Annotated in this window: 22 protein-coding genes and 1 riboswitch; of the genes, 4 read left to right on the plus strand and 18 right to left on the minus strand. The window is 37.0% G+C overall.

The genetic code is table 11. The features are described 5' to 3' along the window. Positions 1–53: 53 nt before the first annotated feature. From NSQ74_RS01315 to NSQ74_RS01330, 4 genes are all read right to left on the minus strand, one after another. The gene (locus NSQ74_RS01315; protein ID WP_340821138.1) at positions 54–1,028 is read right to left on the minus strand and encodes a helix-turn-helix transcriptional regulator; all 975 of its coding nucleotides are present in this window, start codon (positions 1,026–1,028) and stop codon (positions 54–56) included. 364 nt (positions 1,029–1,392) lie between these two features. Further along, the gene (locus tag NSQ74_RS01320; protein ID WP_340821139.1) at positions 1,393–2,586 is read right to left on the minus strand and encodes an acyl-CoA dehydrogenase family protein; all 1,194 of its coding nucleotides are present in this window, start codon (positions 2,584–2,586) and stop codon (positions 1,393–1,395) included. A gap of 9 nt (positions 2,587–2,595) precedes the next feature. Continuing rightward, complete coding sequence (locus tag NSQ74_RS01325) at positions 2,596–3,768, minus strand: saccharopine dehydrogenase family protein (protein ID WP_340826378.1); 1,173 nt, start codon at positions 3,766–3,768, stop codon at positions 2,596–2,598. 26 nt (positions 3,769–3,794) lie between these two features. Then, the gene (locus tag NSQ74_RS01330; RefSeq protein ID WP_340821140.1) at positions 3,795–5,273 is read right to left on the minus strand and encodes an aldehyde dehydrogenase family protein; all 1,479 of its coding nucleotides are present in this window, start codon (positions 5,271–5,273) and stop codon (positions 3,795–3,797) included. A 437-nt stretch (positions 5,274–5,710) separates the two neighbouring features. Here NSQ74_RS01330 and NSQ74_RS01335 point away from each other — a divergent pair, with 437 nt between their 5' ends. Then, complete coding sequence (locus NSQ74_RS01335; RefSeq protein WP_340821141.1) at positions 5,711–6,511, plus strand: TIGR00266 family protein; 801 nt, start codon at positions 5,711–5,713, stop codon at positions 6,509–6,511. Positions 6,512–6,882: 371 nt separating this feature from the next. On the opposite strand, the gene NSQ74_RS01340 is transcribed toward NSQ74_RS01335, so the two are convergent. From NSQ74_RS01340 to NSQ74_RS01370, 7 genes are all read right to left on the minus strand, one after another. Then, entirely contained in the window at positions 6,883–8,661 is a 1,779-nt protein-coding gene (locus tag NSQ74_RS01340; protein WP_340821142.1) for an aminopeptidase P family protein, read from the minus strand. Beyond that, positions 8,651–9,766 carry an ethanolamine utilization protein EutH gene (gene eutH / locus NSQ74_RS01345; RefSeq protein WP_340821143.1) on the minus strand — a complete coding sequence of 372 codons (1,116 nt, stop codon included), beginning with the start codon at positions 9,764–9,766 and terminating at the stop codon, positions 8,651–8,653. Before eutH ends, NSQ74_RS01340 begins: the two co-directional genes overlap by 11 nt. A 40-nt stretch (positions 9,767–9,806) precedes the next feature. Further along, on the minus strand, positions 9,807–10,385 hold the full coding sequence (locus NSQ74_RS01350; protein ID WP_340821144.1) for a helix-turn-helix domain-containing protein: 579 nt from the start codon (positions 10,383–10,385) through the stop codon (positions 9,807–9,809). Positions 10,386–10,696: 311 nt separating this feature from the next. Further along, entirely contained in the window at positions 10,697–11,659 is a 963-nt protein-coding gene (locus NSQ74_RS01355; protein WP_340821145.1) for a 2-hydroxyacid dehydrogenase, read from the minus strand. Positions 11,660–12,048: 389 nt separating this feature from the next. Continuing rightward, positions 12,049–13,341, minus strand: a complete 1,293-nt coding sequence (locus tag NSQ74_RS01360) for a globin-coupled sensor protein (RefSeq protein ID WP_340821146.1) — start codon at positions 13,339–13,341, stop codon at positions 12,049–12,051. A gap of 298 nt (positions 13,342–13,639) precedes the next feature. Beyond that, positions 13,640–14,473, minus strand: a complete 834-nt coding sequence (locus tag NSQ74_RS01365; protein WP_340821147.1) for an undecaprenyl-diphosphate phosphatase — start codon at positions 14,471–14,473, stop codon at positions 13,640–13,642. A gap of 289 nt (positions 14,474–14,762) precedes the next feature. Further along, positions 14,763–15,842 carry a metallophosphoesterase gene (locus NSQ74_RS01370; protein WP_340821148.1) on the minus strand — a complete coding sequence of 360 codons (1,080 nt, stop codon included), beginning with the start codon at positions 15,840–15,842 and terminating at the stop codon, positions 14,763–14,765. Between the two features lie 159 nt (positions 15,843–16,001). Between NSQ74_RS01370 and NSQ74_RS01375 the strand changes: the two genes are divergently transcribed. Further along, positions 16,002–17,150 (plus strand): acyl-CoA dehydrogenase family protein, encoded by a 1,149-nt coding sequence (locus tag NSQ74_RS01375; RefSeq protein WP_340821149.1) that lies wholly within the window; start codon positions 16,002–16,004, stop codon positions 17,148–17,150. 319 nt (positions 17,151–17,469) lie between these two features. Here the strand turns inward: NSQ74_RS01375 and NSQ74_RS01380 are convergent, their stop codons facing one another. The 4 genes from NSQ74_RS01380 to NSQ74_RS01395 form a co-directional block, all read right to left on the minus strand. Further along, the gene (locus tag NSQ74_RS01380) at positions 17,470–19,659 is read right to left on the minus strand and encodes a histidine kinase dimerization/phospho-acceptor domain-containing protein (protein ID WP_340821150.1); all 2,190 of its coding nucleotides are present in this window, start codon (positions 19,657–19,659) and stop codon (positions 17,470–17,472) included. A 15-nt stretch (positions 19,660–19,674) separates the two neighbouring features. Continuing rightward, a complete protein-coding gene (locus tag NSQ74_RS01385) occupies positions 19,675–19,830 on the minus strand; it encodes a hypothetical protein (RefSeq protein ID WP_340821151.1) in 156 nt (51 codons plus the stop codon). After that, positions 19,808–20,500: a response regulator transcription factor gene (locus NSQ74_RS01390; RefSeq protein ID WP_340821152.1), complete on the minus strand. Its 693-nt coding sequence runs from the start codon at positions 20,498–20,500 to the stop codon at positions 19,808–19,810. The genes NSQ74_RS01385 and NSQ74_RS01390 overlap by 23 nt, the downstream gene beginning before the upstream one ends. A 109-nt stretch (positions 20,501–20,609) precedes the next feature. After that, positions 20,610–21,467 carry a DMT family transporter gene (locus NSQ74_RS01395; RefSeq protein WP_340821153.1) on the minus strand — a complete coding sequence of 286 codons (858 nt, stop codon included), beginning with the start codon at positions 21,465–21,467 and terminating at the stop codon, positions 20,610–20,612. A gap of 157 nt (positions 21,468–21,624) precedes the next feature. Here NSQ74_RS01395 and NSQ74_RS01400 point away from each other — a divergent pair, with 157 nt between their 5' ends. After that, positions 21,625–21,855, plus strand: a complete 231-nt coding sequence (locus NSQ74_RS01400; RefSeq protein ID WP_337980032.1) for a DNA-binding protein — start codon at positions 21,625–21,627, stop codon at positions 21,853–21,855. Positions 21,856–21,917: 62 nt separating this feature from the next. On the opposite strand, the gene NSQ74_RS01405 is transcribed toward NSQ74_RS01400, so the two are convergent. The 3 genes from NSQ74_RS01405 to NSQ74_RS01415 form a co-directional block, all read right to left on the minus strand. Then, positions 21,918–22,904, minus strand: a complete 987-nt coding sequence (locus NSQ74_RS01405; protein ID WP_340821154.1) for a homoserine dehydrogenase — start codon at positions 22,902–22,904, stop codon at positions 21,918–21,920. A gap of 418 nt (positions 22,905–23,322) precedes the next feature. Further along, entirely contained in the window at positions 23,323–23,709 is a 387-nt protein-coding gene (locus tag NSQ74_RS01410) for a hypothetical protein (protein WP_340821155.1), read from the minus strand. Positions 23,710–24,115: 406 nt separating this feature from the next. After that, entirely contained in the window at positions 24,116–25,417 is a 1,302-nt protein-coding gene (locus tag NSQ74_RS01415; protein WP_340821156.1) for an O-acetylhomoserine aminocarboxypropyltransferase/cysteine synthase family protein, read from the minus strand. Between the two features lie 113 nt (positions 25,418–25,530). Further along, positions 25,531–25,644: riboswitch (SAM riboswitch) on the minus strand. 157 nt (positions 25,645–25,801) lie between these two features. On the opposite strand from NSQ74_RS01415, the gene NSQ74_RS01420 reads away from it, so the two are divergent. Then, positions 25,802–26,443, plus strand: a complete 642-nt coding sequence (locus NSQ74_RS01420; RefSeq protein WP_340821157.1) for a glycerol-3-phosphate acyltransferase — start codon at positions 25,802–25,804, stop codon at positions 26,441–26,443. Positions 26,444–26,586 lie beyond the last annotated feature (143 nt).

The raw sequence follows: 26,586 nt of genomic DNA on the forward strand, positions 1-26,586 counted from the left end.
ATAATTTTGTTTTGAACATTTACAGTATAAAAAAACTTCACTGACAACTACGGTCAGTGAAGTGAAGTATTTTGATAATGCTTGAATAACTCAAAGCTAATAGTTGCCAATTTTTCCTGTAATAAAGTTGGCTCCAAAATAGTAAGTGATTTACCATAGGGAAGAAGAAAGTAAGGTACAAAACGATGAATGGACTCTTTATCAACCTTAAATAGAGCCTGATTATTTTTTCGCTCTATTAAAGCATGATTGAATAACCAATGCTGACATAAATCATCTAGCACATGTGCATTACCTTCGATACGGACTGAAACGAGTTTATCAAGCTGATTCGAATCAGGTAAAAGGTCTTTTAAAAAGTAAGAACGTGCTGAGAATCCAAAAGGTCGATCAAATTTTTGATCTGTTTTGGACAATGATTGAATACGATCAATTCGAAAACTCCGCACTTCTTTCCGCAAATGGCAATAAGCTACTGTGTACCATTTACTTTTCCAATATACAATACCATAAGGGTCGATATAACGAGATTGAGGTTCAATCTCTCTTTCTTTATGATAAACGATATTTACACTATAACTGTCTGCAACAGCCATTTCTAAATCTTGAAGAATAGATTTTAAAGAAGGTGCAACAGTCGGATGTATAACTTCAAATCCTCTTAAATGATTATTAATATGATTCAGTTGTTCCTCGTTTGTATACATTTTCAATTTAGAAATGGCTTCATCTAAAGTTTCACTAAAAGGATACCCGGCATCTATTGCAAATTTTGCAGCGTGTACAAGCGCTTTCTGCTCATCCGGGTTAAAAAATAAAGGGGCCTTTGTAAATTCATTTAGTAAACTGTACCCACCGTTATGCCCTGCATCTGAAATGATTGGTACGCCACTTGCACATAGAGCATCAATATAACGGTATACCGTACGGATACTGATTTCTAATTCTTCAGCTAGCTCCTTTGCAGTCAATTGTTTCCTTGTTTTAAGGAGCCATAATATAGAAAGCATATTAACCATTTTAGACATATACAAAGATTCCTTTCTCCGAAATTCAAATCCACTTAATGCGCTCCTTCTGGAAGAACATTCTACTTTATTATAAATATCTTACTGTGGCATTTAAATAAAGGTTGGTAAAATATTTCCTATACGGAGGTCAGCTCAGACTGTAGATGGCTACTGCCGTTGATTTCTATAACGAACCGTAGATTTTTTTCTTACTAATACATAATATTGTGTGAAAATTGAGAATTGTGTGAGTGCCTGGCACCTAAAAATAAAAAAATGACAAAAGGCATTGTCAAGAAATAATCTTGACGCCTTTTGTCGAGCATCTCAGCTAAACTAATTAATTGGTTAGCTTAACATTAAAAAATATAATACCTCTCTTTTACTCATCAAATGGCCATTTAGGTAACATTTTGGCTAACGGCTTATCGTTTCGTCGACCAAGTACATAATCGGCTTGCATAATGGTATGAATTTCTCGTGTACCTTCATAAATTACTGGCGCTTTAGAGTTACGAAGATAACGCGCAACAGGATAGTCATCTGAATAGCCGTACGCACCATGAATTTGCAGCGCGTCATCTGCTGCCTTATTGGCAAAATCACAAGCCTGCCACTTTGCCAACGAAGTTTCCCTTGTGTTGCGAATTCCATTATTTTTCAACTCACCAACTCGATAAACAAGTAGACGACTCATTTGATAGCCTGCTTCCATTTTGGCAATCATTTGGCCGACAAGTTGATGCTCACCGATTGGCTTGCCAAATGTCTCACGCTCATGACAATATTTCACACTTGCCTCAATACACGCTTGAATAAGACCAACTGCACCCGCTGCTACTGTAAAGCGGCCATTATCCAATGCAGACATGGCAATTTTGAAGCCTTCTCCCTCTTCACCTAAACGATTTTCAACCGGAATGCGCAAGTCCTCGAAAAAAAGTTCTCCTGTATTGCCTGCACGAATTCCATACTTCCCTTTAATCGCCTTGGATGAAAAGCCATCCATTGAGCGTTCAACAATAAAGGCACTGATACCATGATGTTTTTTCGATTTGTCTGTATAGGCAAAAACAATAAAGTGATCAGCTATATCACATAAAGAAATCCACGTTTTTTGCCCATTTAACACATAACAATCACCATCTCGGACTGCAGTGGTAGTCATTGCCGCTACATCAGAACCTGCACCAGGCTCAGTCAACCCAAATGCCCCAATACGTTCACCTTTCGCCTGTGGCACAAGGTATTGCTGTTTTTGCGCTTCAGTGCCCCATTGCATTAACGTCATACTATTTAAACCTATATGGACGGATACAGCCGTTCGAAAAGCTGTATCCCCTCGTTCAAGTTCCTCACAAACGATAGCAAGTGCATTATAATCCATGCCACTGCCACCGTACTTTTCAGGTACGCATACACCCATAAATCCGAGCTCAGCAAGCTTTGACCATATGCTTGCATCAAAGCTCCCCTCTGCATCCCACTTTGCAATATGTGGCATTATTTCATCATCAACAAACTGGCGTACAGTTTTTCTTAGTATTTCCTGCTCTGTTGTAAATTCGAAATTCAAGGCCTTCACCTACCATTTCACAATCATTGCAGACTTATGAGATGTTTCCTTAATGACAACACCACGTTTTGCCATTTCTTTAATATACGGCTCACCTGGTACAATCGTTTCTGGAGCAAATACTCCACGTTCTGTAATAAGCCCATCGCCAATCATTTGTGCTACTACAGAAATTGTATTCGCTGTAGCACGAGCCATCGCTGTCTCATTAATTGTCATATCTTTACGTACAACCATTTCGTACTCATATGTGACTTGCTGTTGCGCCTTTTCACCTGCTACTATTACACGTAATAGCACCGCATCAGGCTTCGTTCCTAGTTCAAGTTTTTTCTTCAGTGCTTCCCTGACAACCGCTCTTACAGGCACTTCTTGATTTTCCAGCTCTACATTATTACTAGCATCTAAAAATCCTAAGTCTGCTAATAATTTAAATTTCTCTGCATGCCCCTTATAACGAATCGTTTTATATTCTAATGTGTGGACATTTGGGAATGTCTTATAAAGAGTGGAAATACCACCCGATGTATAAAATGCCTCAAGCACACCAAAACCATCGAAATATATAGGTTCAATTCCTGATAATGATGGAACTTCTTCAAGCTTGCCTTTTTGAATCATTTTAGAAGGCTGTGTATAGTGGTCAAATACACCATCAAGAGAAAAGACACGCGTATAGTGCAAAGGTGGCTTCGGCTCTGTAGGAATGCCTCCTACATATAGTTTAATAGATTCTACTTCATCTAGTTTTGTTGCGCCATAGCCTGCTAATATGTTCACCATACCTGGTGCTACACCTAAATCAGGAATGATTGTCACACCTTTTGCCTTTGCTTCTTCATGTAATGCCAAAATCTTGTCAGTTACACCACCGATATGTCCTCCTAAATCTACGGAATGAACACCTGCCTCTATCGCAGCCCTTGCCACACGTTCATTGAACGAATAGAACAGTGCATTCACAACAACATTACCTTTTGCAATAACAGATGTTAATGAGTCATCACTTTCCGCATGCAGCTCTACTACTTCAACTTTATCTGTATTTAATGTATCTACAAATTTTTGAGCTGTATTTACGTCGATATCTCCTAAAATAACACGTTCAACATTGTTATTTTTTATTAAATCACGAGCTACTTCTTTCCCCATCAATCCTGCACCTAATACAACAACTTTCATCATGAACATCCCCTTTCATTGATCTGTTACTTTGTATCGATTTGTGCTCTTTGTAATTTGCCGCTGTAGTCAACGTATATGCTCTTCCATTCTGTGTAGACATCCAATGCTGCTACACCAGAATCTCGATGTCCATTTCCAGTTCCTTTCGTTCCCCCGAAAGGCAAATGGATTTCAGCACCTGTCGTACCTGCATTGATATAAACAATACCTGTATCTAAGTCTCGTTGAGCGCGGAAAATCGTATTAACATTTTGTGAGAAGATAGAGCTTGATAAGCCAAATTTCACACCATTATTGACTTCAATTGCTTCATCTAAGTTGGCAACTTCAATAAGAGAGACGACCGGTCCAAAAATTTCTTCCTGTGCAATAATCATATGAGGCTTGACATTGGTAAACAATGTTGGCTCATAGTAAAACCCTTTATCATAAGGAGCCTCGTTTAAAATTTTGCCTCCTGTTAATAAGGTTGCACCTTCCTGTTTACCAATCTGTACATAATGATTAATTTTTTCCAATGCCGCTCTATTAATCACCGGACCAATTTTCACACTTTCATCTAAACCGTCTCCAATTGTTAAAAACTGCATTGCTTCTAATAGACGGTTTTCTAATTCTTCTCTTACATCTTTATGCACAATCACACGACTACATGCTGTACATCGTTGACCTGCTGTACCAAATGCACTCCATAATATCGCTTCTGTAGCAAGCTGTAAGTCTGCATCGTCCATGACAATTACAGCATTTTTTCCACCCATCTCTAGTGACACTTTCTTTAAATGCTTCCCACCAAGTTCCGCCACCTTACTTCCCGTTGTGGTAGAGCCTGTAAACGAAATCACTTTTACATCTGGATGCTCAATCAATGCTGTCCCTACAGTTGGCCCTGTACCAAAAATAATATTTGCTACCCCTTCCGGTAAGCCCACTTCCTCAAAAATTTTCCCCATTTCATACGCCATCATTGGTGTTTCATTAGATGGCTTCCAAATGAATGTATTGCCCGCGACAAGGGCAGGGAAAGATTTCCACGTAGCGATAGCAACAGGGAAGTTCCACGGTGTTATTAGGCCAACTACACCTATTGGTGCTCGCACACTCATGGCGAATTTATTAGCAAGCTCAGACGGTGTTGTCTCCCCAAACAACCTTCGCCCTTCCCCTGCCATATAATAAGCCATATCAATTCCTTCCTGTACTTCCCCTCTTGCTTCTTCAATCACTTTACCCATTTCTTTTGTTAAAACGGTCGCCAAATATTCTTTCTTTTCTTTCATCCGTTGACCGATGGCATATAAATAATCTGCACGCTTTGGTGCTGGCACAAGTGCCCATTGTTTTTGTGCAGCCTTCGCTACAGCTACCGCTTCCATCACTTCATTTGCGGTTGAAAGCGGTATTGTTGCTAAGTGCTCTCCGTTTGCAGGATTTGTCACTGCTATACTTTGTAAATGCGAATGTGTAACCCATTTACCACCGATATAGTTTTTAATTTCCATTACAAACACCCCCTGATAAATCTATGATGCTTTGGTTCCACGTACCTTTTGCTTTCGCTACAGAAAATATCTGCCGCTATTGCTTCCTATGTGCACTACATAACATATATGCAGTTACAAAGTGTCAAAATTCCGAATTTTCATTTTAAAGTAACCCCATGATTCTTAAATCTAATCACGAAGCAACGTTGGTGAAAAATATCGGTGACAATTGCCAAAGGCTTTATCTTTGTCCAGCAATTTCAAATAGATAGTGCATACTTTCATCACTATATAGAAACAACTGATGCAAAGATAAATAATACACATTCTAGTTTTTTATATTCGACATTTTCTAGCTTATTCCCTTTTTTTCTAAAATTATTAATTATGTACTGAAACTATCCTGTCTAATAATCGTATACAATAACAATAAATGATATTGGAGGAATTACATTATGAATAACCATGAAATCGACTACAAAATATTTGGTGATGACATGCAATATGTGCAAGTTGAGCTAGATCCGCAAGAAACGGTAGTAGCAGAAGCAGGAGCCTTAATGATGATGGATGATGCTATTCAGATGGAAACAATTTTTGGTGATGGCTCAAGAGGTAGTTCACAAAGCGGTTTTATGGGGAAATTACTTGGAGCAGGTAAACGTCTTGTGACAGGTGAAAGCTTATTCATGACTACATTTACGAACGCTGGTTCAGGTAAACGTCATGTCTATTTCGCATCGCCATATCCTGGGAAAATTATCCCTATGGATTTAAGTCAACTAAAAGGGAAAATTGTTTGTCAAAAGGATGCTTTTTTGGCGGCTGCTAAAGGCGTTTCAGTTGGTGTTGAATTCCAGAAAAAAATTGGCGTAGGGTTCTTCGGTGGTGAAGGCTTCATTATGCAAAAACTTGAAGGCGACGGTATGGCTTTCGTACATGCAGGTGGTGCAATTCATCAAAAAACTTTACAGCCTGGCGAAGTATTGCGTGTTGATACAGGTTGTTTAGTAGCGATGACTTCTGACGTTGATTACAATATCGAAATGGTTGGCGGCGTAAAAACTGCGCTATTTGGTGGTGAAGGAATTTTCTTCGCAACATTACGCGGTCCAGGTACTGTTTGGGTTCAATCATTACCGTTTAGCCGTTTAGCAAGTCGCGTCTTTGCAGCTGCTCCGATTTCACAAGGCGGTGGCGGCCAGTCAGCAGGTGAAGGTGGTATCGGTGGACTATTCGATATGTTCAATAAGTAACTAGAGCGTAGTCACAAAAAATAGGAAAATAGCTAGCTAAACAGGACTCATGCATCCTATAGTTGCAGTCTATGTTCTGTTTCGTTTCACTTAGCATGGTTATTCAAAATGTAATAGATTACTTTATAGGGTTGCTTGTTCTTTTGGAAGAATCAAGCAACCCTATACTTATATTTAATGATGCTTTTTCAAAATTGTTTGAGTGCCTGGCACTTTGATTATTTACTTTCCACGATCAACTGTACGCCGCAACCCTTGCTGTCGCGCGGTCTGTAGCGTCTTCCGCTGCGTGGATTTTTAGCCTTTGCTAACATGGAAATTGTTTGAGTGCCTGGCACTTATTCCGAGTGCCTGGCACCCATGTTGTTTGTCTATTCTATTTCTTTCGTTTCTTCTCTTAACCATGCACTCTCTTCTTCAGTTAAATAAGGCGCTAGCTTTGTGTAAACCTCTTGATGATAATTGTTTAACCATTGCTTTTCACTCTCTGTTAACATATCTTTATTAATACCCGCTAAATCAATAGGGCAATACGTAACTGCTTCAAACTTCATAAATTGACCAAATTCTGTTTTCTCGTCTTCAACTACTAACATCATATTTTCAATTCTAATTCCATATTTACCTTCAAGATATATTCCCGGTTCATTCGTAACAATCATGCCTTTTTCTAATGTAACATGATTAGTACTGCGAATGCTTTGTGGCCCTTCATGAACATTCAGGAAAAATCCTACCCCATGCCCTGTCCCACACTTATAATCCAAACCATACTGCCAAATTGGTTGTCTTGCTAAAACATCTAAGTTAGAGCCTGTTGCTCCGTATAAATATTTTACTGAGCTTAATGCTATAAAGCCTTTTAACACTAAAGTAAAATCTCTTTTTTGTTCTTCAGTAAGTTTTCCTAAAACGATCGTTCGTGTAATATCTGTTGTTCCATCGTAATACTGTCCGCCTGAATCAATTAAAAATAGTCCTTCGTTGTTCAAAGTATGTTGCGATTCTTGATTAGCTTTATAATGCATCATCGCTGCATGTTCTTTATAACCTGCAATCGTATCAAAGCTAGGTCCAACAAAACCTTCTTGTTCACTTCTGAAATTTTCTAATTTTTCTTCTGCCGTAATCTCTGTAATTTCTTCTTTATCTACAAAGTGTTTTAGCCACTTTATAAATTTCACCATAGCTAAACCATCTTTTATTTCACACCATTTTAAATTTTTTATCTCGACGTCATTTTTAATCGCTTTTAAATTCGTCGTAATGTTAGGACTTTCGATTTTCTTTGTTTGTTCATTAATGGCATTTAATAATCTGATACTTGTTTTATTTGTATCTAAAATCACGACATCTTCGTGTGAAAGATTTTCCAAGAATGTTTGTATTTCATCATTCTCTCTTACTTCAATTCCTTCTGCCTCTAGTTCCGATTTAACCAAAGCTGGAACCTTGCACGAATTAATAAATAAATAACATTTATGTTCCGCTACGATTACATTGGCTATGGCAACTGGATTGTTAGGCACATCGTTACCTCTTATATTTAAAAGCCACGCAATATCATCAAGGGAAGTTAAAATATAATAATTTGCCCCTTTATTTTTCATTTCTGCTCTTACTTCATTTAATTTCTCTACTCGAGATTTCCCTGCATAGTTTACGTCATGCGTAAAAATTGAACCTTTAGGAATCTCCGGTCTGTCTTCCCACAGATCACCAATAAAATCTTGATCCATTTTTAATTCGATACCTTTTGCTTTTAAATCTTCTTCCATCTTTTTAACCATATCTATTGAAAAAACATTTCCATCAAAGCCAACAACGCTTCCTTCATTCAGAACATCTGCTAGCCATTCTGAATAAAATGGTACCCCTGGATCTACCATTCTAAATAATCTAATTCCCGAGTTCTCAAGCTGCTTTTCAGCTTGAATATAGTATCTGCCATCCGTCCATAATCCAGCATCATTTAACGTAATCACTACAGTACCTGCAGACCCTGTAAATCCTGATATCCATTCTCTACATTTCCAATGTTCTGCTATATATTCACTCTGATGTGCATCAAAACTTGGAATTATATAAGCATCCATTTGATTTTCTTGCATTAGCTCTCTTAGCTTTTCGATTCTATTTTTAATATTCATTACTAATACCTCCATTATTCTTAAGACTAAATTTTTTATTTTCTCGATCATACAGCCATAAGGCTAGTACTATACTTAATAAGCCTGCAGTAAGCTTCGAAACTATAAACGCTCCTAACATTTCTGGGGCTACTTCTGACACATATCCAAATTGGCCACCAAATACAAACGCTCCACTTACTCCAAAGGCAGTACATACTACTTTTCCTTTAGGATTCATATCCTTGTATGTGCCAAATATTAATAAATTGCTAGCTAAATTTCCGATAATGCCTGCTACCGCCGCAGAATTAATACCAAATTTCTTCCCTATTTTTTTAAACCTATTTTTAAAAATTAGACTAATCAGTTCTAGCATAGGATATGCACCAGCTAAAATAAATGCAATTTTTCCTACTATTACCATAGATTCAGATAGAGGTGCTAATCCTGAAACGAGCTTAACACCAAATATTACATCTACACCTTGTAAAAGTAATCCTACAGCACTTAGACTCATTATAAGCTTGCCAAATACATTAAAAACTTTTATAAACACATGCGGAGCTTTTAATAATCCAACCCCTAAAATAATGGCAAAAACAAATATAGGTACCAGATTCCATGCTAATAGATTAAAATTCATTTTTTGCCATAAGCCTGCTGCAAGGCATCCTATTGGTATTGTAATAATTCCAACCAAAACACCTTTAGAAAAAAATTTTTCATCTTCTTTCGAAAGCATTCCTAAAGCGACAGGAATTGAAAAACTAATTGTGGCTCCTAAAGTAGAAGCAATGATAATTCCTGAGAATGCTCCCATTTCCTTTGTCATTGCTAGCTCCTCAGCCATTTGATAGCCCCCCATATCTACAGCTAAAAAAGCTGCAGGAATGATAGAAGGATCTAAATGAAATACTTGACATAGTGGAATAATCTTAGCGGATAAAAAATTTGCTAAGATAGGTGCTAAAGAAAGTATTCCTATCATACCAAGCCCTAAAGCCCCCATGGTTTTTATGCCTTCCTCAAATTTCCGACCCAGTTTTAAATGATTACCGGTAATATAATCAATACCTCCGATTACAAAAAATGAGCCAATTAGGAGCAATACAAATTTATCCATTTTTATTTTCACTTTCTATTAACTTTATTTAACGTTTTGACTAATCAGAAGCTATATTATTTAACCCACTATTATAGAAATTAGGCGTATTAACAGCGATGAGCTTAACCTTTTTGTTAGTATAATTTGCCCAATTGTGAGCAATATTTGAGTCCATATGAATACTATCACCAGGATACACTTCATAGCTCTTGCCATTTATGTAAACCGTTAATATACCCTCTAAAACATAAATGAACTCTTCTCCCTCATGCTTATAGGATAATATTTCTTCATCTTTCTTTTGAGGTAGTATTTCGATAAGCCTAGGAACAAGTTGTTTATTTTCCAAATTTGTACTTAAACTATACTTAATAAAGCCACCATCTACGGCGTCTATTATTTCTTGTTCATAACTCCTTAAAACGACATCTTTCTTTTTATGTGGATAATCAAAAAAATGTGTTAAATGTACTTCCAAAATATCAGCTAGTTTTTCAAGTGAATCAACTGCTATAGTAGTAAGACCTCTTTCTAATTGAGATAAAAACCCAACAGAAAGTTCGCTTTTTTCACTTAACTCTTTCAAAGTAATTCCTTTTTCAGTTCTTAATTTCTTGATTTCCATCCCTATATTCATTCCTTCACCTCCTCAAAATTTCATAATTATGAATAATATAATACATTTAAGCTAAATATTCAATGTATTATGAAATAAATTCACGCAAATGAAATTTATTAATAAACATACTTTCTTATTGCTCTCAATAATAGTGCGCAGCATTATTCCATCTATTACAAAAAAAAGACGCTCGATCCATTAGATCTTGCGCCTACGTTATGCAATATTAAAATTAAAAAGCTATCCTATTGTCACTACCTCAACTAAAGTTGAAGTTGGTTTTGAATGGAGGTCGCTCGCATGAGTGGAAGCACCCCTTTAATAGTTGTTTAGTCAATTCTATTCGATATTGGCTTGCCTTCTCCATATGCCATTAGTGCATTGACATTGAGCATTAGCATAGCTGTTCTTGTTTTTAACGACGCACTACCGATATGCGGAAGCGCAACGACGTTTGGTAAGGTTAACAGAGGATGATCCAATGCAACTGGCTCATGCTCAAAAACGTCTAGCCCTGCAGCCCATAGCTTGCCATTTTTCAACGTGTCATAAAGGGCATTTTCATCAATAATTCCTCCACGAGAGGCATTAATCAATACTGCATCCTCTTGCATTAAGGCAAGCTCCTTCGCGCCGATTAAACCAACTGTATCGCTATTATAAGGGGTCATTATAACAACAAAATCAGATTTCGTTAAAAGCTCCTCTAGGGATGCATAACGGAAGCCATACATTTCTTCCGCTTCATGGCGACGTCTACGGTTATGATATAAAACTTTCATATCAAAGCCCTTCGCACGTCTCGCAACAGCCTGCCCGATACGTCCCATGCCGATAATGCCAATCGTTGAGCCCGACACATCTTTACCAACTAATTGCATAGGGTACCAGCTTTTCCAATGACCATCACGTAAATAACGCTCACTTTCTGGTATTCTACGTGCTGTTGCTAGCAATAAGCCAAATACTAAATCAGCTGTCGTATTTGTTAATACGCCAGGCGTATTTGTAGCCATTATGCCTCTTTTACGCAACGCTGGTACATCAATATTGTTAAAACCAACTGCTAGATTTGTCACTAGTTTTAAATTGGGGGCGTGTTTTAATAATTCTTCGTCGACTTGGTCTGCAATCGTTACCCACAATACTTCACAATCCGCTACTGCTGCTAAAAGTTTGTCTCGCGGAATAACGATTTCTTCTTCCTCCCATTGTTCTATATCATAATGCTCTTCTAAAGGCTCAACAAACTGAGCCGGAAATTTTCGTGTAATAAACAATTTCTTTTTCATATTCCAACACCCCTTTGAGTCAATTCCCCATTTTGCCTTTAGCGTAACACTAATATGCTAACGTCACAAGCAAGCTTTTATATTCAATATTTCCATTTTGCACGATAAAAAAATACGGTTTTCTGCTTTTTTTAAATCTATCCTTCATATCAGTAATTTTATCCTTCAGTTATGGGATTTTATCCTTTTTTAAACTTCTCTACCCTCTATTTCAACAATTTTATCCATAAAAAAACTATGCACTTTTATATGCATAGTTCAGAGTTATCATAACAGTTATCAAGAAGTTCAGTAATTTTAAAAAGGGATATATAACTATAAAAAAACAAGTGCGTCCGCATACGTTATGCTTGAGCACAAAAAGTGTCTCACGCACTCTTTAATTTTAATTAGAAATCTTTAATCGTCGTATCAAGACGACTTGCAACTCGTTCTAGTTCCTCCGAAGATTCGCCAATGGTTTCAATTACATTTGCCAACTCAGTAATTTGACTTCCAACATTTTGGAAGTTTACGATAGAGCCCTCTACTGAGCCAGATATCGCATCGAATGCTTTTAATGAGTTCAAATTTTGCTCGATACTATTATTTACGAGCTCTTGTATTTCTTGAATTGCCTGAACTACATGTTTCGTAATGCCATTAGACATGCCGATCAAATCTGCAATTTGTTCCACTGATTCTTTCGTTTGATCTGCTAACTTACGTACCTCATCGGCTACTACTGCAAAACCTTTTCCATGTTCCCCAGCTCGTGCAGCTTCAATTGCTGAATTCAATGCTAGTAAATTAGTTTGTCCAGAAATGCTTTTCACCATCTCGATTACTTTATTAATTTTTGAAGAGGAATGGTTCAACTCTTCTACCATTATCGCCATTTCAGCAGTCTTATCATTAATTTTTCCAGTTTGTTCATTTAATAATACGATTTTCGAATAGCCTTCAGATGAAACTTTTTGCATCGTCTTGGCTTCATCAATACTTTCCTTTAAGTAAGCATCTACTTGCTTCGTACTAGAAATAAGCTCCATTACCGATTCATTTGTTTCATGAGACTGGGCTTCTAACTGCGTCGAAATTCCACCAACTATATCTTTTACATGTGCACGGATACTACTTCGTTGCTCTTCTACTATAGAATTAGAATAGTTGTTATACTCTTCCAAAACAATTTGCTGTTCAAAATTACACATTTTACTAATAGCATCACATAACTTTTCTTCTTCTTCTTTTGATAGATGCAAATTATAGACGATTTTCCGCAAAGATTTTTCTAGATTTTGAAACGCAGCTAAATACCATTTCGGATATAAATTAATCTTTACATGCATTTTTCCTACGCTCCGACGCTTTTCTAAAAAGTTGTCATCGATTTTCCCTTCAAACATTTCAATTATATGATGGCGAAGTGTTTGGCGAAGGCGTTCACTCGAACTGTGCTTTTGTATAACATCTCGTAAAGTTGGTACACTCTCTACTGCTTTATAAAATGTTTCGACCACTTCCACAACACTTTGCTCAACATATGGCTTTAAACTTTTTATTAACTGTAAATCTTGTTTTGTTAGATTGACGAGTTGTAGCTGTAGCAGACGTTCTGGATCTTGAATAGTTACACCTGTATTTGACACATCATTCATAACAATTGTATTTTGCTTAGGTCTATTCCTAAATTGAAACATCTTTCCACCCCATAAAGTAATATATTGTGCCATTCTATTTTTTCGTACGCAACTTATCTATAATTGATTATAAAGTGTATTGATTAATAGATACAATAGTTCAGTAAAAATTATCTATTAGACCACCTATTGACACTCATTATCACTGTTTTTATAATACTTTTTATCTATTTTACTATTGCAGAATTACCAATAATTAGTTAATAATAACGTTTTTATATTCACCAACTTAATGAATAGCTCTAGGTTCAAAAAAAAAAATCACTCATTATTGTGACAAATGAGTGACTTTTTTCATTTACATAAAAATAATAATACTTAGTATAGCAGCTAATACCAAACGATAAATCGCAAATGGCATTAGTTTTACTTTTGAGATAAGAGCTAAGAAAAACTTAATGGATAGTAATGCAAATACAAATGAACTAATAAAACCAACTACATAAAATCCTAAATAATCCATTGAAAGGGTATCCCAGTTTTTCAATACAGATACAAGGCTTGCACCTGCCATTATTGGAACAGCCATAATAAACGTGAAATCAGCAGCTACTCGGTGACTAATTCCGAAAAGGACACCACCTGAAATAGTTGCACCCGAACGAGAAAATCCTGGCCATAAAGATAAACACTGTACTAAACCTACTTTAAACGCCATGCCATAAGAAATATCATCTAATGATTCGACTTTAGGTTTTCTTGGTGCAAATTTATCGGCAGCAATCATTAAAATTGCACCAGCTACTAATGCATAAATAACATGCTCTACTTTAAATAAATGATCGTCAATAAAATCTTTAAACGCAAATCCTAATACAACTGCTGGTAACATACCGACAATTACATGCATTAAGTTAAAGCGACCTTTCATAGATCGTGATTGTCCACTAATATTATATAGACCCACGAGGCTTAGCATACGCTTCCACATGACCACTACGACCGCTAATATCGACCCTAACTGAACAACGATTTTAAAAGTATTAGCCGGATACTTTCCTAAAAACTCCTCTGTCTTTAACCACATATCATCCACAATAATCATATGACCTGTAGAAGATACTGGTGCAAACTCTGTCATTCCTTCGACAAAGCCTAAAATTAGTGCCTTCAATAATTCTATTATATCCACATTGTCACCTTACCTTTTAACTTTATTCTTCTTTTGTTCTATGTGCGGAAAATGAAGCTTCTACAATAGATACCAATTGTAAGGTAGCTTTCATAAACTTCCTAGTACCTCATACGAAAGCTAACCTCAGTTGGAAACAGTCAGCCTTTATGTTGAATAAGCTGCTGTGTACTTCTTTCACAATCCGAATTCACTTTAATTATGACGATAACATTAAATACTTAGCCATAATCGTTTTTTGCACGCACCAACTTATTATAAGCTACTCTTTTTTCATATACTACCTCTTTTACTGAAAAGTAATATCAACAACCCATAGCTCAGAACGACTACCTATACGCATTGGTGGTCCCCAAAATCCAAAGCCCGATGAAACAAGTGTATGCATTTGTCCCTTCATCTTATAACCATGATCCAGCTCAAAAACACGAGCTGTAATATACTGGTTAGGCCATAATTGCCCTTTGTGCGTATGACCAGACATATGGAGATCTACCCCTGCCTGCTCTGGTGTTGCCAAATCATCCGGTGTATGATTCATCACAAACCAAGGCAAATGATCTTTCAATTTTATAGCATCGAGTTGTTGTCTTTCTTTATTCGTAATATCTTCTTGGCCCGTTACTATAAACGCATTGCCAACCCGAATTGTTTCATCTCGTAAAATTTCCACACCAGCTTTTTTCATTTCCTCTACAAATTCAGGAATTTTCTTACCATAATATTCGTGATTACCAAGCACACCATATACACCATAAGTAGCCGTAAGCTGTTTCATCACATCAGCCATTCCGTCTTGAACAAACCATTTTGGGTCATCATCAACAATGTCTCCTGCTAAAAAAACAACATCTGGCTTCGCTTCATTCGATAAATTTACAAAACGTTGTAAATGCTTTTTATTTGATAACACGCCTAAATGAAAATCGGAAGCAATAACAACCCGCATCGACGATAACTCACTATCTTTTTTATCCATTGTAATGTCTAAATTACGGACAACTGGAGAATATGCCAGATACGTACCGACAACCCACAGTACAAAGAACGTAAAGACAGCCAAACTTCCAATAATGCGAATATTATTGAATGGCGTTACCCACATAACAACTTGTACTGTTAAACATAACAATAAGCCGTATTCAAATATAAACATCCAATAATTACCGATTACAGAAAACACTCGTAAAGATTCATGTATCCTTCCTATAAGAACACTAAAGGAAACGATATAAAGTAACAGCCAATAGAAAACTGGATAGTAAAACCAATTCATTGCGACAAGCCACTGCTTTAAGCCCCACCCTAAATAGAACGTTAAAGCACTATATATACCTAAAAAAAGAACGCCCATGCTTATTTTTGCCATATACTAGTCCTCTACTTTCATATATTCATAGTGATTATAGCATTACAGATGGAAATCGTATTTTTAAAAGCTCTTTTATTTTAGGCAATATTTCAGTAACATTATAGATGTACTAGAAAATTTATGCATAAACGAGCAAATAAAGGGGTGTTGTCTCAGATGGGGAAGTATAAATTTGAATCCACAGAACATGAGTTATTCCGCAAAACGTTCCGTAAGTTTTTAGCAGAAGAAGCTGAGGCCCATTATAATCAGTGGGAAAAAGATCACCTTATTCCGCTTGGTTTTTGGCGTAAGCTTGGACAATTAGGTTATCTATGTCCACAAGTGGAAGAACAATATGGGGGTCTCGGATTAGATTTTAGCTTTGGTGTCATTATCCAAGAAGAATTAGAACGTGTAGGTTCAAGCCTTATCGGTGTCGGTTTGCATAATGATATCGTTGTCCCTTACATCGAGGCATATGGGACAGCTAAACAAAAATCACGCTGGCTCCCAAAATGTGTCACAGGTGAAACTATTACAGCAATTGCAATGACAGAGCCCGGAACAGGCTCCGACTTAGCAAATATACAAACGACTGCTATTCGAGATGGCGATCATTATATTGTTAATGGTCAAAAAACCTTTATTACGAATGGGATTCATGCAAATTTAGTCGTTGTCGCGGTAAAAACGAACCCCCATGCTGAGAAAAAACATCGAGGAATTAGCCTTCTCGTTATTGAGGCAGGAACAACAGGCTTTACAAAGGGGCGTAAACTTGAAAAAGTAGGCATGCATGCGCAAGATACGGCTGAACTATTTTTTGAGGATTGTCGTGTTCCAGTAGAAAATTTATTAGGTGAGGAAGGAAAAGGCTTCACCTACATGATGGAAAAGCTACAGCAGGAGCGTCTAGCTGTAGCAGTCGCAGCCCAATCTGCAGCCGAAGATATGCTTGCTTTAACAATTGATTATGTTAAATCACGTCAAGCTTTCGGAAAATCCATTAGTGATTTCCAAAATACGCAATTTAAAATTGCGGAAATGGCGACAAAAATAGAGCTTGGCAAAACGTTTTTAGAATCTTTAATCGAAGAACATATTGCTGGTAAAGACGTTGTAACAAAGGTTTCTATGGCGAAATACTGGATTACTGAAAATGCTCGAGAGATATCTACTCAGTGCATGCAGTTGCACGGTGGCTACGGTTATATGGAGGAATATAAAATTGCACGACGTTATCGTGATATTCCCGTAATGTCTATATACGCTGGCACAAATGAAGTGATGAAAATGATTATTGCCAAAAATGTAGGGCTATAAAAAGCATTGTCGTTGCGAGGAATTGTGACCACAATTAATAAGAGGCAGAGATAAACTTGAAAATTTTAAAAGAAGGATCAATTTATCTTTTAAGATCAATAAATAATTAGAAGTGAGAACTAGTTGTTGGTAGCGGAGGCGGCGACTCCTGCGGGAACGCACGCTGCGTAAGACGCAACAAACCGCGCGTTAGCGAGGGTTGCGGCTTACGGTGTGCCCGCGGAAAGCGTCCGCCGTAGCGGACAACAACGGCATAGCAAAAAGTGTTAGATTGATTGCAGTCAATCTAACACTTTTTCTCTTTTGTCCTAGCTGCTTCTTACACTGCTGGTATTCGAACGATTACTTTAAATAAATCTCCATCTACGTCTATGCTCATACGTGCTCCGTGCAAATCTACAATAGATTGTGCAATGGCTAAACCTAACCCTGAGCCCTCTGTATGACGTGAAGCATCTGCTCTCTTAAAGCGTTCAAATAATTCATCAGCATTTTCGCTTATTTCATATTTCGCAACATTTTTCACAGTGAATTCAGCATCACCGTTAGTCGTTCTTTTTAACGTAACATAAACACGTGTACCTTCTAAGGCATATTTCAATACATTGACAATTAAATTATCGATAAGTCTCCACCATTTTTGTCCATCAACATAAGCGTAAATAGGATCATTAGACATCGACATGCGCAAATCTAAGCGTGCTTTACTTAAATCTTCCTCATGCTCTCCTACCGCCTGCTGAACAAGCTGTGTCACATCAACACGACTTCGATGAAGCTCAATATTGCCACTCGCCATTTTGGATACTTCAAACAGATCCTCAATTAATACTTTTAATCGGTCTGATTTTTTATCGAGAATATGAATATACTGCTTACGCTCCTCTTCCGTAATATCTGGATTTTTCAGTAAATCTGTATACGTAATTATAGATGTAAGAGGGGTACGTAAGTCATGGCTAACATTTGTAATTAACTCTGTTTTCAAACGTTCACTCTTTGCCTGTTCATGCATTGATGTGCGAACACCTTCACGTAAATGATTAAGATTTTCTGCATGAGCTGCTAACGGGGATTTCCCCTTTACTTTCACATCTTGGTTTAGGCGCCCTTCCGCCATATCCTTTGTATCCTTCATAATGCGATTTAAATAACCCATTTTAGAAAGGAAAACAATCATTGCTGGAATGCCGACAATCGTACATATTCCTAATACGAGAATTGGGAATCCCCCCCCCCACATCATACTAGCAACAAGACTACCACCACCAAAAAAGGCAGCTGCGACTAAAACAATTGAATGTAAAGCGATTGATCGATTTAAAAATAAATCAGTCATCGATTCCCCTATTCCCCACAAATAACTATCTTGTACATTTTGACTTAGTTTGTTCACTGTATTTACACGATCATACAACCAAATAACTTGCACGAAAAATGCAACACCAATAATGATTAAAATTAATACTTTAAATACAAAGTCAATTAAAAATCGTACATAATTGTATTGATACGTATATTCAATTGCTTCGAATGCAATATGTGAAGAAAACCAGTATACACAACCTGTAATGAACAGGAATACTATTTGGATATCAATGCGTAGCTTGGCTAAAGATTCTTTTTCCTTTAAGCTGCCTATAGTAGGAAGCAATTCTTTACGTCCTTTCCAAGCAAAGAATGCTGCTATTAGACTTGTAAGCCAAATAACAAAAAACATGTATTGATTCCGTTTAAATTGGTCATATCCATCCATTATCGCTGCAGACTGTGCAGCTCTTTTCGAGATAGTAATCGTTCCTGTGTATTCACTCGTTTCATTTAATACATCCGATTCAATGTAGACATCCGAACCGTATAACAAATGACTTGAATTGTTACTGATGCTTCCCGTTCTTAGCGGAGGGTGTACATATGTTATTTTGTATACATTGCTGTCAGTAATATCTCCGGATTGAAAAGTTTCTCCAGTTTCAACATTCGTTAATTCATAAGATAAATAGCTATAGTTTTTCGCAAAATCTTTTGCTTCATCTTTTACAGCTTTTATATATTTATCGATGAGTGCACCCTTTTGCGCCGCAATTTTCTTACGAACATATTCATCATCTTCAAAGTTTTTCGTAATATCTTTTATTTTGGCATCTCGCTCATTTTCAAGCTTTGTTTTTAATTCGGTGGCATTATTATCAGCAGCTTCTTGAATCTTCTCTTCATATTGACTCTTTATATTATCAATTTGTGTGCCTAATGAACCGTAATAATTGCGGTGTTCCTCAATTTCATTTTCTGAAACTGTAATCTTGCTCTTCAATTCCTCAGCCGTTGGTAAATTAAGCACTAACGGCCCTAGCTCTGCTTGAAAGCTGTCCAGTTCATTTTGAAAATTTCCGGATTGAAAATACGATTTCCCTACATACTGATAGCCAATTTTAGAAAACGTAAATACACCGAAAATAAACCATGTTAAACAAATAAGTGCAAGAAGAGGCTTCCAAATTTTCATCATGTTTTCAACTCCCCCCTAAAAAATTTTTTCGAAAAATTGTAGCATTTCGGAGGAGCGGGAATTTACCATTTTATATGCATAAATACCGAAATAAACGAGACCGATAACACCTGCCACAAATCCTGCTATTGTTACATACTTCTCTATTTTATTTTTCCATTTTATAGCCAACGCCCCACACCACCTTTAAATAACGTGGATTTTTCGGATCTGCTTCAATTTTTTCACGTATTTTCCGAATGTGAACTGCTACAATATTTTCAGCATTGTAAGCTTCCTCATTCCATACACGTTCATAAATTTCTCGGATTGAAAAAACACGTCCTGCATTTTTCATTAGTAATTCTGTAATTTTATATTCAATTGGCGTTAAACGAACAGGTTCGCCTTCCAACACAACTTCCTTAGCATCTTCATCTAGCACTAAACCATCAATTTCTACCTTTGCTGCGCCGTCATTATACGTCCCAAGTTGTACATAACGACGCAATTGTGATTTAACACGCGCCAACAGCTCTAATGGATGGAATGGTTTCGTAACGTAATCATCTGCTCCAACGGATAAGCCATGAATCTTGTCACCATCTTCAGCTTTCGCACTAAGCATTATAATTGGAATGTTGCGCTCTGCTCTAATTTTAAACGTCGCCGTAATACCATCCATATTTGGCATCATAATATCTAAAATAATTAAATGTACTTCATTATTTTCTAGCTTCTCAAGTGCTTCTACACCGTCTGCTGCCTTAATGACATGATAACCTTCATTTTTTAAGTAAATTTCAATACCATCACGAATATCTTGATCATCGTCTGTTACAAGAACTGTTAACTTCGTCATGATATACACCTCGCTCTCAACTAATAGTCTACATATAAAATCTTAAAAACCAACTAGGATAAAAATGAAGAATTTCTTAAGCTTTTACCATTTTCCATTCTTACTATTTCTATTTTTTCCTTCCCGCAAAAGTAAGAACTACAATGCCACTAAGTAGCATTGCAACACCAAACCAAGATGTTACGCTTAAATGCTCGCCAACTAGCACTACACCTAACATTGCTGCAGTTAAGGGCTCCGCAAGTGACAATGTTACAGCAGATGATGAGCTAATTTTCTGAAGACCACTTAAAAACAATAAATACGCTATGCTTGTACACATAACGCCCATAAAAAGCATTGTCCATAAGTTTTGTGTCACTGCTAGCCAGCTAAACCCACTGCCAATTGAAAACGGTAGTAATAAAAGCGCACAAATCGAAAACGTCATAGCCACTGCAGGTAATGCTTCCTGCTGTGCCATTAGTTTTTTACTTATATTTGTATATACTGCGAAAGAAACACCCGCACAAATGGCTAGCCCTATGCCACCCATATGTATAGTTCCATCTCCATTATTAATAAACAATAAAATACATCCTGTAATTGTCATAACAGTTGCGATGCCCCATACTTTTGTTGGTCGCGTTTTCAAAAGTAGCCACTCCAGCACGCCTGAAAACATCGGGGCACTACCAATTGTTACAACAGTGCCAATTGCTACGCCTGTTAGACGGATAGATGTAAAAAAAAGACCTTGGAATAAAGCAATACTTGCCGCCGCCAATATTGTCCATTTCCAGGACCATGTTCGAAAAGTAATTTTACGTAACAACACTACTACAACTAATAATAATCCACCACCAATTGCTGAGCGAATAGTCGCCACTGCAAACGGTGATACGCCATTATCTAAAAAAGTTTGTGCTGTCCCTGTCATTCCCCATAAAATAGCTGCTAGAAGTACAAAAAAATATGGATAGACCATTGCTGATTCCCTCCTAACCTTTAACACTATTACTGTTAACTATACAGATTTATCCAAAATCAAACAATTCCCAACTTACTTTCCTTACATACAATCCATTATTATGTTTTCTATAACAGAGGAGGTATAATAATAACATTAAAAGGAGCGACCGTTTATGTATAAAACTATTGAAGAAACAGCCCTGGATCTTGGCATGCCTGAGGAGCAGATACTACGACTTGTTTATGAAGGACGCATCCGTTCAATTTATGATGGGGACCAAATATTGATTAATAGTGGACAATTTAGTACCTATTTTGAACAGTTAGAACGGATAAAAGAAGAAATAGAAATTTGGCGTAACACACCTATTCCTGAAGATATTGACGTGAAGGACGAAGACTAAACTTTAAAAGTGCCAGTCACTCAAACAATTCAAAATTGTTTGAGTGACTGGCACCTACTCAACTAAATACTTACTACAAATCCAGCACGTTTTCCGATAATCTCAGCGTAGTCCTCAACCATCACACTTGCCGTTGGATACATGCCTGCGCCCGGACCTACTAATGTTAATGTACCAATATAATTCGTTTCAAGCGCAACCGCATTATTAACGTCATCAACCGGATAAAGCGGATGCTCTTTATCTACTAATTGTGGACCGACCTTTGCTACCACTTTACCATTTGCAAGTTTCTCCACTTCAGCTACATGGCGATAACGTAAGCCTTTTTCACAAGCATCCTTTACCTGTTCAGCTGAGATACAGTCAATGCCAATCACTTCGACGTCAGCCCAATCTGGTTGTTCACCAAATGCTAATGCGCTTAAAATCATTAACTTTTTAAAGGCATCTTGACCAGATACATCATTATATGGGTCAGCTTCTGCATAACCTAAATTTTGCGCCTCTTTTAAAGCTTTCTCAAAGGACCAGCCCTGTGCGCGCATTTTTGTTAAAATATAATTAGATGTTCCATTCAAGACACCTTGAATACGGCTTACATCATTTACAAGCAAAATATTTTTCATCGTTTTAATAACAGGCACGCCGCCTGCTGTTGTTGCTTCGAAGCCCACGAATACACCATTTGACTTTGCAAGTTCTTGTAACTCTAAGCCACGTTTTGCAAACATCACTTTGTTTGCTGTAATCACATGACACTTATGTTCAACTGCACGCTTTAAATAACCAAATGCCGGTTCTTCATTGACAATTGCTTCAAATACAACTTGCATGCCAGGTTCTGCCAAAACCTCATCCATACTCGTTGTTAATAAATGAGCAGTACCTGGAACACGTTCACGACTAGTATCCGTTACTAATATTTTTGCTACTTCCAATTCAATGCCTAATTTCCGTTTAAGTTCTTCACGCTTTTCATTCAATATATGATAGATACCTTGACCTACAGTTCCAAATCCTAAGATCGCTGCCTTTATAGTTGCCATACTTGTTATTCCCTCCAACGTACATTTCTCCAGTTTTATATATATATAAAGTCTGTGCCTACAAGCACATATTCAAATAATTCAAAATTTAACCTAAAGAAAATTGTAACGCAAATAAATACATTGCACAAGAAAAATCTTTCTAGGATGGACAATTGTTTTCTCTAGGAGTGCAAAAGAAATCGGTTTCATTGCCTTTATTATACGTTTTATTAATAAATCTATAATTTTTGAACAACTTTTGACGAACTCTTATTACAAAAAGAAATGCCTTTCTTCTATTATATATGTATGAAGATACCCGTTATAGAATAAGCTGTTTTGAAAAGCAGTAACTATTTCCACAAGTAACGTAAAACGCAACAAAAAGCTCATTCCCTATAGCAGTAGAGAATGAGCTAAAAAATATAAGGGAAAGTTAACTTGCTTGTAAAAATAATCGGTAACGATATTGCGCTAAAGCTGATTGCACTAGCTTTATTTCTTCTTGTGTAAAGTTCGGTACTGCATATGTGCGTTCAATTAATTGAAACGACCCGTATTTTAAATAATATTCTGTCGCTGGTAGTGCAATATGACTTGTACCGTTAGCTTCATACTCTTCAAAAACTTCTTTGACTATGTAGCCTTCTTCTTTAGCATATACGATTTCTTCAAAAGCACTATGTCCAAAAGTTTGTTGCCATTTTGTTTCAACTGTCGAAAGTAAGTTTTGAATGGATAGGTTGTTCACAAAATGTTGACTTTCATTTAATTCATAAATTATATAAGCTGTTACATTTTGTGCACGATAAACATTTCCCATTTAAAACACTCCTTCGATCAGTTTTTTTAAGCGAGTGTAGCTACTGGCTATGTAGCTACACTCTTTTCATATATTTATTCAAAAGTGGGGGAGCACTTATGAAAACAAATTAATTGTTACCACCTAAACTGTAGCGGCATTTAGAATTACGTAACATCGACAATCTTTAAAATTGTTCTAGGTTGGTAGCCATTCGAACATTTAACTTAATCCCTAGTATATAGCATGGTTTTAATCAAGTCAACAATACTTATAAAAATACTAGGTATTATTTATAGGAAATTTCAGATAACTTACCGAATGAGGTAATGATTGATGTAGCAACGTTATACGCATTACCAAATGAGGTACTTCGAATGAGAAAATACGTTAACGCTACGACATGAACCTAATTTATCAATTTATATTAAGCTTCTACTTTTTGTTCAGTAGGTGTTACTTGTGCAATTGCTTGTTCTAAGTCTGCAATAATATCCTCAACTGCCTCTAAACCGATTGATAAGCGAATGAGCGACTCGGATACGCCAGTTTGGATTAGTTCCTCAGCAGATAATTGTTGATGGGTTGTAGATGCTGGGTGAATAATTAACGATTTTGCATCTCCAACGTTTGCTACATGCGAGAATAGTTTCACGCTGTCTATTAGCTGACGCCCTGCTTCTCGTCCACCTTTAATGCCAAATGTAAGCACTGAACCGAAGCCATTTTTCAAGTATTTCTTCGCTAAGTCATGGGAAGCAAAATCCTCTAATCCATTATAGTTTACATATTCCACGGATGGGTGGTTACGTAAATATTCAGCAACTGCTAACGCATTCTCATTATGTTTAGGAATACGCAAATGAAGCGTTTCTAAACCTTGTAGTAAGTTAAAGGCAGCATCAGCACTTAATGTTGGACCAAAATCACGTAGTAGTTGCACACGCAGTTTTGTGGCAAATGCAGCAGCTGCAGTATCAATACCATATCGCAATCCATGATACGATGTGTCTGGCTCTGTAAATCTAGGGAATCTACCTTGTGTCCAATCAAATTTCCCAGCATCTACAACAACGCCACCTAAAGTTGTACCATGACCGCCGATCCATTTTGTTGCTGAGTGAACAACTATATCTGCACCAAAGTCGATTGGCGTTGCGCCATATGGTGAAGCAAATGTGCTATCAATAATTAATGGCAAGCCATTTTCATGTGCAATCGTTGCTACTGCTTCTACATCTAAAACCTTTAAACTTGGATTGCCGTAAATTTCAGCAAACACTGCTTTTGTGTTTTCATTAATCGCAGATCGGAAGTTCTCAGGGTTTGTTTCATCTACAAAAATTGTTTTAATACCGTAGTTTGGTAGTGTATTTGCTAATAAGTTATATGTTCCTCCGTATAAAGAGCTTGCTGCTACGATTTCATCCCCTGCACTTGCTAGATTTAAAATTGAAAATGCGATAGCTGCTGCACCTGATGAAAGTGCTACTGCTGCTGTACCGCCTTCCAGTAAAGCGACGCGTTTTTCAAAAACATCTACAGTTGGATTTGTAATACGTGTGTAAATATTGCCCGCTTCTTCTAATGCAAAAAGACGTTGCGCATGAGCAGTGTCTTTAAATACGAAAGCTGTTGAACGGTACACTGGTACAGTTCGAGAACCTGTCACTGGGTCAGGCTCTTGACCACCGTGTAATAGTAATGTTTCTGGTTTGAAATTCGACATATTTTCTTCCTCCTTAATGGTTTTACGATGGTACCGGAGATGAGGAGGATTTATGTGTAGAAAACAAAAACCCTCTTCAGTTAAGAAGAGGGTTGCGGTTGCAAGTTTTCCTCCCCTTATCTGCCAGATCCAAGTAAGAATCTGTAGGAATTAGCACCTTAGCAAGTTTGTCACTCACTGGTTGCCGGGCATCATAGGGCCTATCCCTCCGCCGCTCTTGATAAGAGTATGTGATTCAATTTCCATCGTTGTTACACAGTATAAACATAGACTTTTTTTCTGTCAACAGTAAAATTTATTTTTTTCTGAAACTTCTGTCTGCTAATTTACGTAATAAGAGCACATACACTATATTAAAAAATAAAAATGAAAGGAGCATTTTTTATGGAAAAAGCCATTATTTTTTTTATTATTATTATCATCGGTTATTTAATCGGCTGTATCCACGGATCTAAAGTAGCACAATTTCTATCGGGTGTAGATTTAAAAAAGACTGGTCATGGCAATGCTGGTGCCTCGAACGCAACGCTTTCTCTTGGCTGGAAATACGGCCTATTAGTGGCGCTAATTGATATTGGTAAAGGCGTCGGTGCTATTCTCTGTGCCATCTACTACTTTTCTTCTAATGCATCACAATTCACCGAAATACAAACGTGGCTCTTAATCTATACAATGGCTGCTAGTGTTATTTTAGGGCATAATTTCCCATTCCATATGGGCTTTAAAGGTGGCAAAGGTACTGCCTCCATTATTGGGATTTTACTTGCTGTCGATTGGAAAATTGCTTTATGTGCACTTATATTATTTGTGATTTTATCTTTCGCTACAAACTATTTAATCGTCGGTGTGTTAGAATTTTATATTGTATTTTGTACAGCAACTTATTTATGGATACCTGGAATTGGCCCAACTATTATTTCCATTCTACTTTTATGCATAGCGTTCATTTTGCATATTGAAAATATTAAAAGGCTATTCCAAGGAACAGAACCGAAAGTAACATCTGCCTTTAAAAAGTCAGCATAAACCAAGAGGATGAGACATATCTTTGAGGACACTAGTTGGTGGTAACGAGAGGTGTGACTCCTCGGCTACAGTACAAAATTAAGACGCAACTGACAGCGTGGCAGCGACGATTACGGCTGATTGTGTACCCGTGGAATGCATCC

It is taken from the genome of Lysinibacillus sp. FSL W8-0992 (assembly GCF_038008685.1).
GTDB lineage: Bacteria > Bacillota > Bacilli > Bacillales_A > Planococcaceae > Lysinibacillus.

Bases quoted from the DNA above. Each gene is read 5' to 3' on its own strand.
- NSQ74_RS01375 (WP_340821149.1), top strand. From the start codon at position 16,002: ATGGGGAAGTATAAATTTGAATCCACAGAACATGAGTTATTCCGCAAA.
- NSQ74_RS01420 (WP_340821157.1), top strand. From the start codon at position 25,802: ATGGAAAAAGCCATTATTTTTTTTATTATTATTATCATCGGTTATTTA.
- NSQ74_RS01330 (WP_340821140.1), bottom strand. From the start codon at position 5,273: ATGGAAATTAAAAACTATATCGGTGGTAAATGGGTTACACATTCGCAT.
- NSQ74_RS01390 (WP_340821152.1), bottom strand. From the start codon at position 20,500: ATGACGAAGTTAACAGTTCTTGTAACAGACGATGATCAAGATATTCGT.
- NSQ74_RS01405 (WP_340821154.1), bottom strand. From the start codon at position 22,904: ATGGCAACTATAAAGGCAGCGATCTTAGGATTTGGAACTGTAGGTCAA.
- eutH (WP_340821143.1), bottom strand. From the start codon at position 9,766: ATGGATAAATTTGTATTGCTCCTAATTGGCTCATTTTTTGTAATCGGA.
- NSQ74_RS01400 (WP_337980032.1), top strand. From the start codon at position 21,625: ATGTATAAAACTATTGAAGAAACAGCCCTGGATCTTGGCATGCCTGAG.
- NSQ74_RS01335 (WP_340821141.1), top strand. From the start codon at position 5,711: ATGAATAACCATGAAATCGACTACAAAATATTTGGTGATGACATGCAA.
- NSQ74_RS01315 (WP_340821138.1), bottom strand. From the start codon at position 1,028: ATGTCTAAAATGGTTAATATGCTTTCTATATTATGGCTCCTTAAAACA.
- NSQ74_RS01410 (WP_340821155.1), bottom strand. From the start codon at position 23,709: ATGGGAAATGTTTATCGTGCACAAAATGTAACAGCTTATATAATTTAT.
- NSQ74_RS01380 (WP_340821150.1), bottom strand. From the start codon at position 19,659: ATGATGAAAATTTGGAAGCCTCTTCTTGCACTTATTTGTTTAACATGG.
- NSQ74_RS01340 (WP_340821142.1), bottom strand. From the start codon at position 8,661: ATGAATATTAAAAATAGAATCGAAAAGCTAAGAGAGCTAATGCAAGAA.
- NSQ74_RS01415 (WP_340821156.1), bottom strand. From the start codon at position 25,417: ATGTCGAATTTCAAACCAGAAACATTACTATTACACGGTGGTCAAGAG.
- NSQ74_RS01355 (WP_340821145.1), bottom strand. From the start codon at position 11,659: ATGAAAAAGAAATTGTTTATTACACGAAAATTTCCGGCTCAGTTTGTT.
- NSQ74_RS01350 (WP_340821144.1), bottom strand. From the start codon at position 10,385: ATGAATATAGGGATGGAAATCAAGAAATTAAGAACTGAAAAAGGAATT.
- NSQ74_RS01370 (WP_340821148.1), bottom strand. From the start codon at position 15,842: ATGGCAAAAATAAGCATGGGCGTTCTTTTTTTAGGTATATATAGTGCT.
- NSQ74_RS01325 (WP_340826378.1), bottom strand. From the start codon at position 3,768: ATGAAAGTTGTTGTATTAGGTGCAGGATTGATGGGGAAAGAAGTAGCT.
- NSQ74_RS01395 (WP_340821153.1), bottom strand. From the start codon at position 21,467: ATGGTCTATCCATATTTTTTTGTACTTCTAGCAGCTATTTTATGGGGA.
- NSQ74_RS01360 (WP_340821146.1), bottom strand. From the start codon at position 13,341: ATGTTTCAATTTAGGAATAGACCTAAGCAAAATACAATTGTTATGAAT.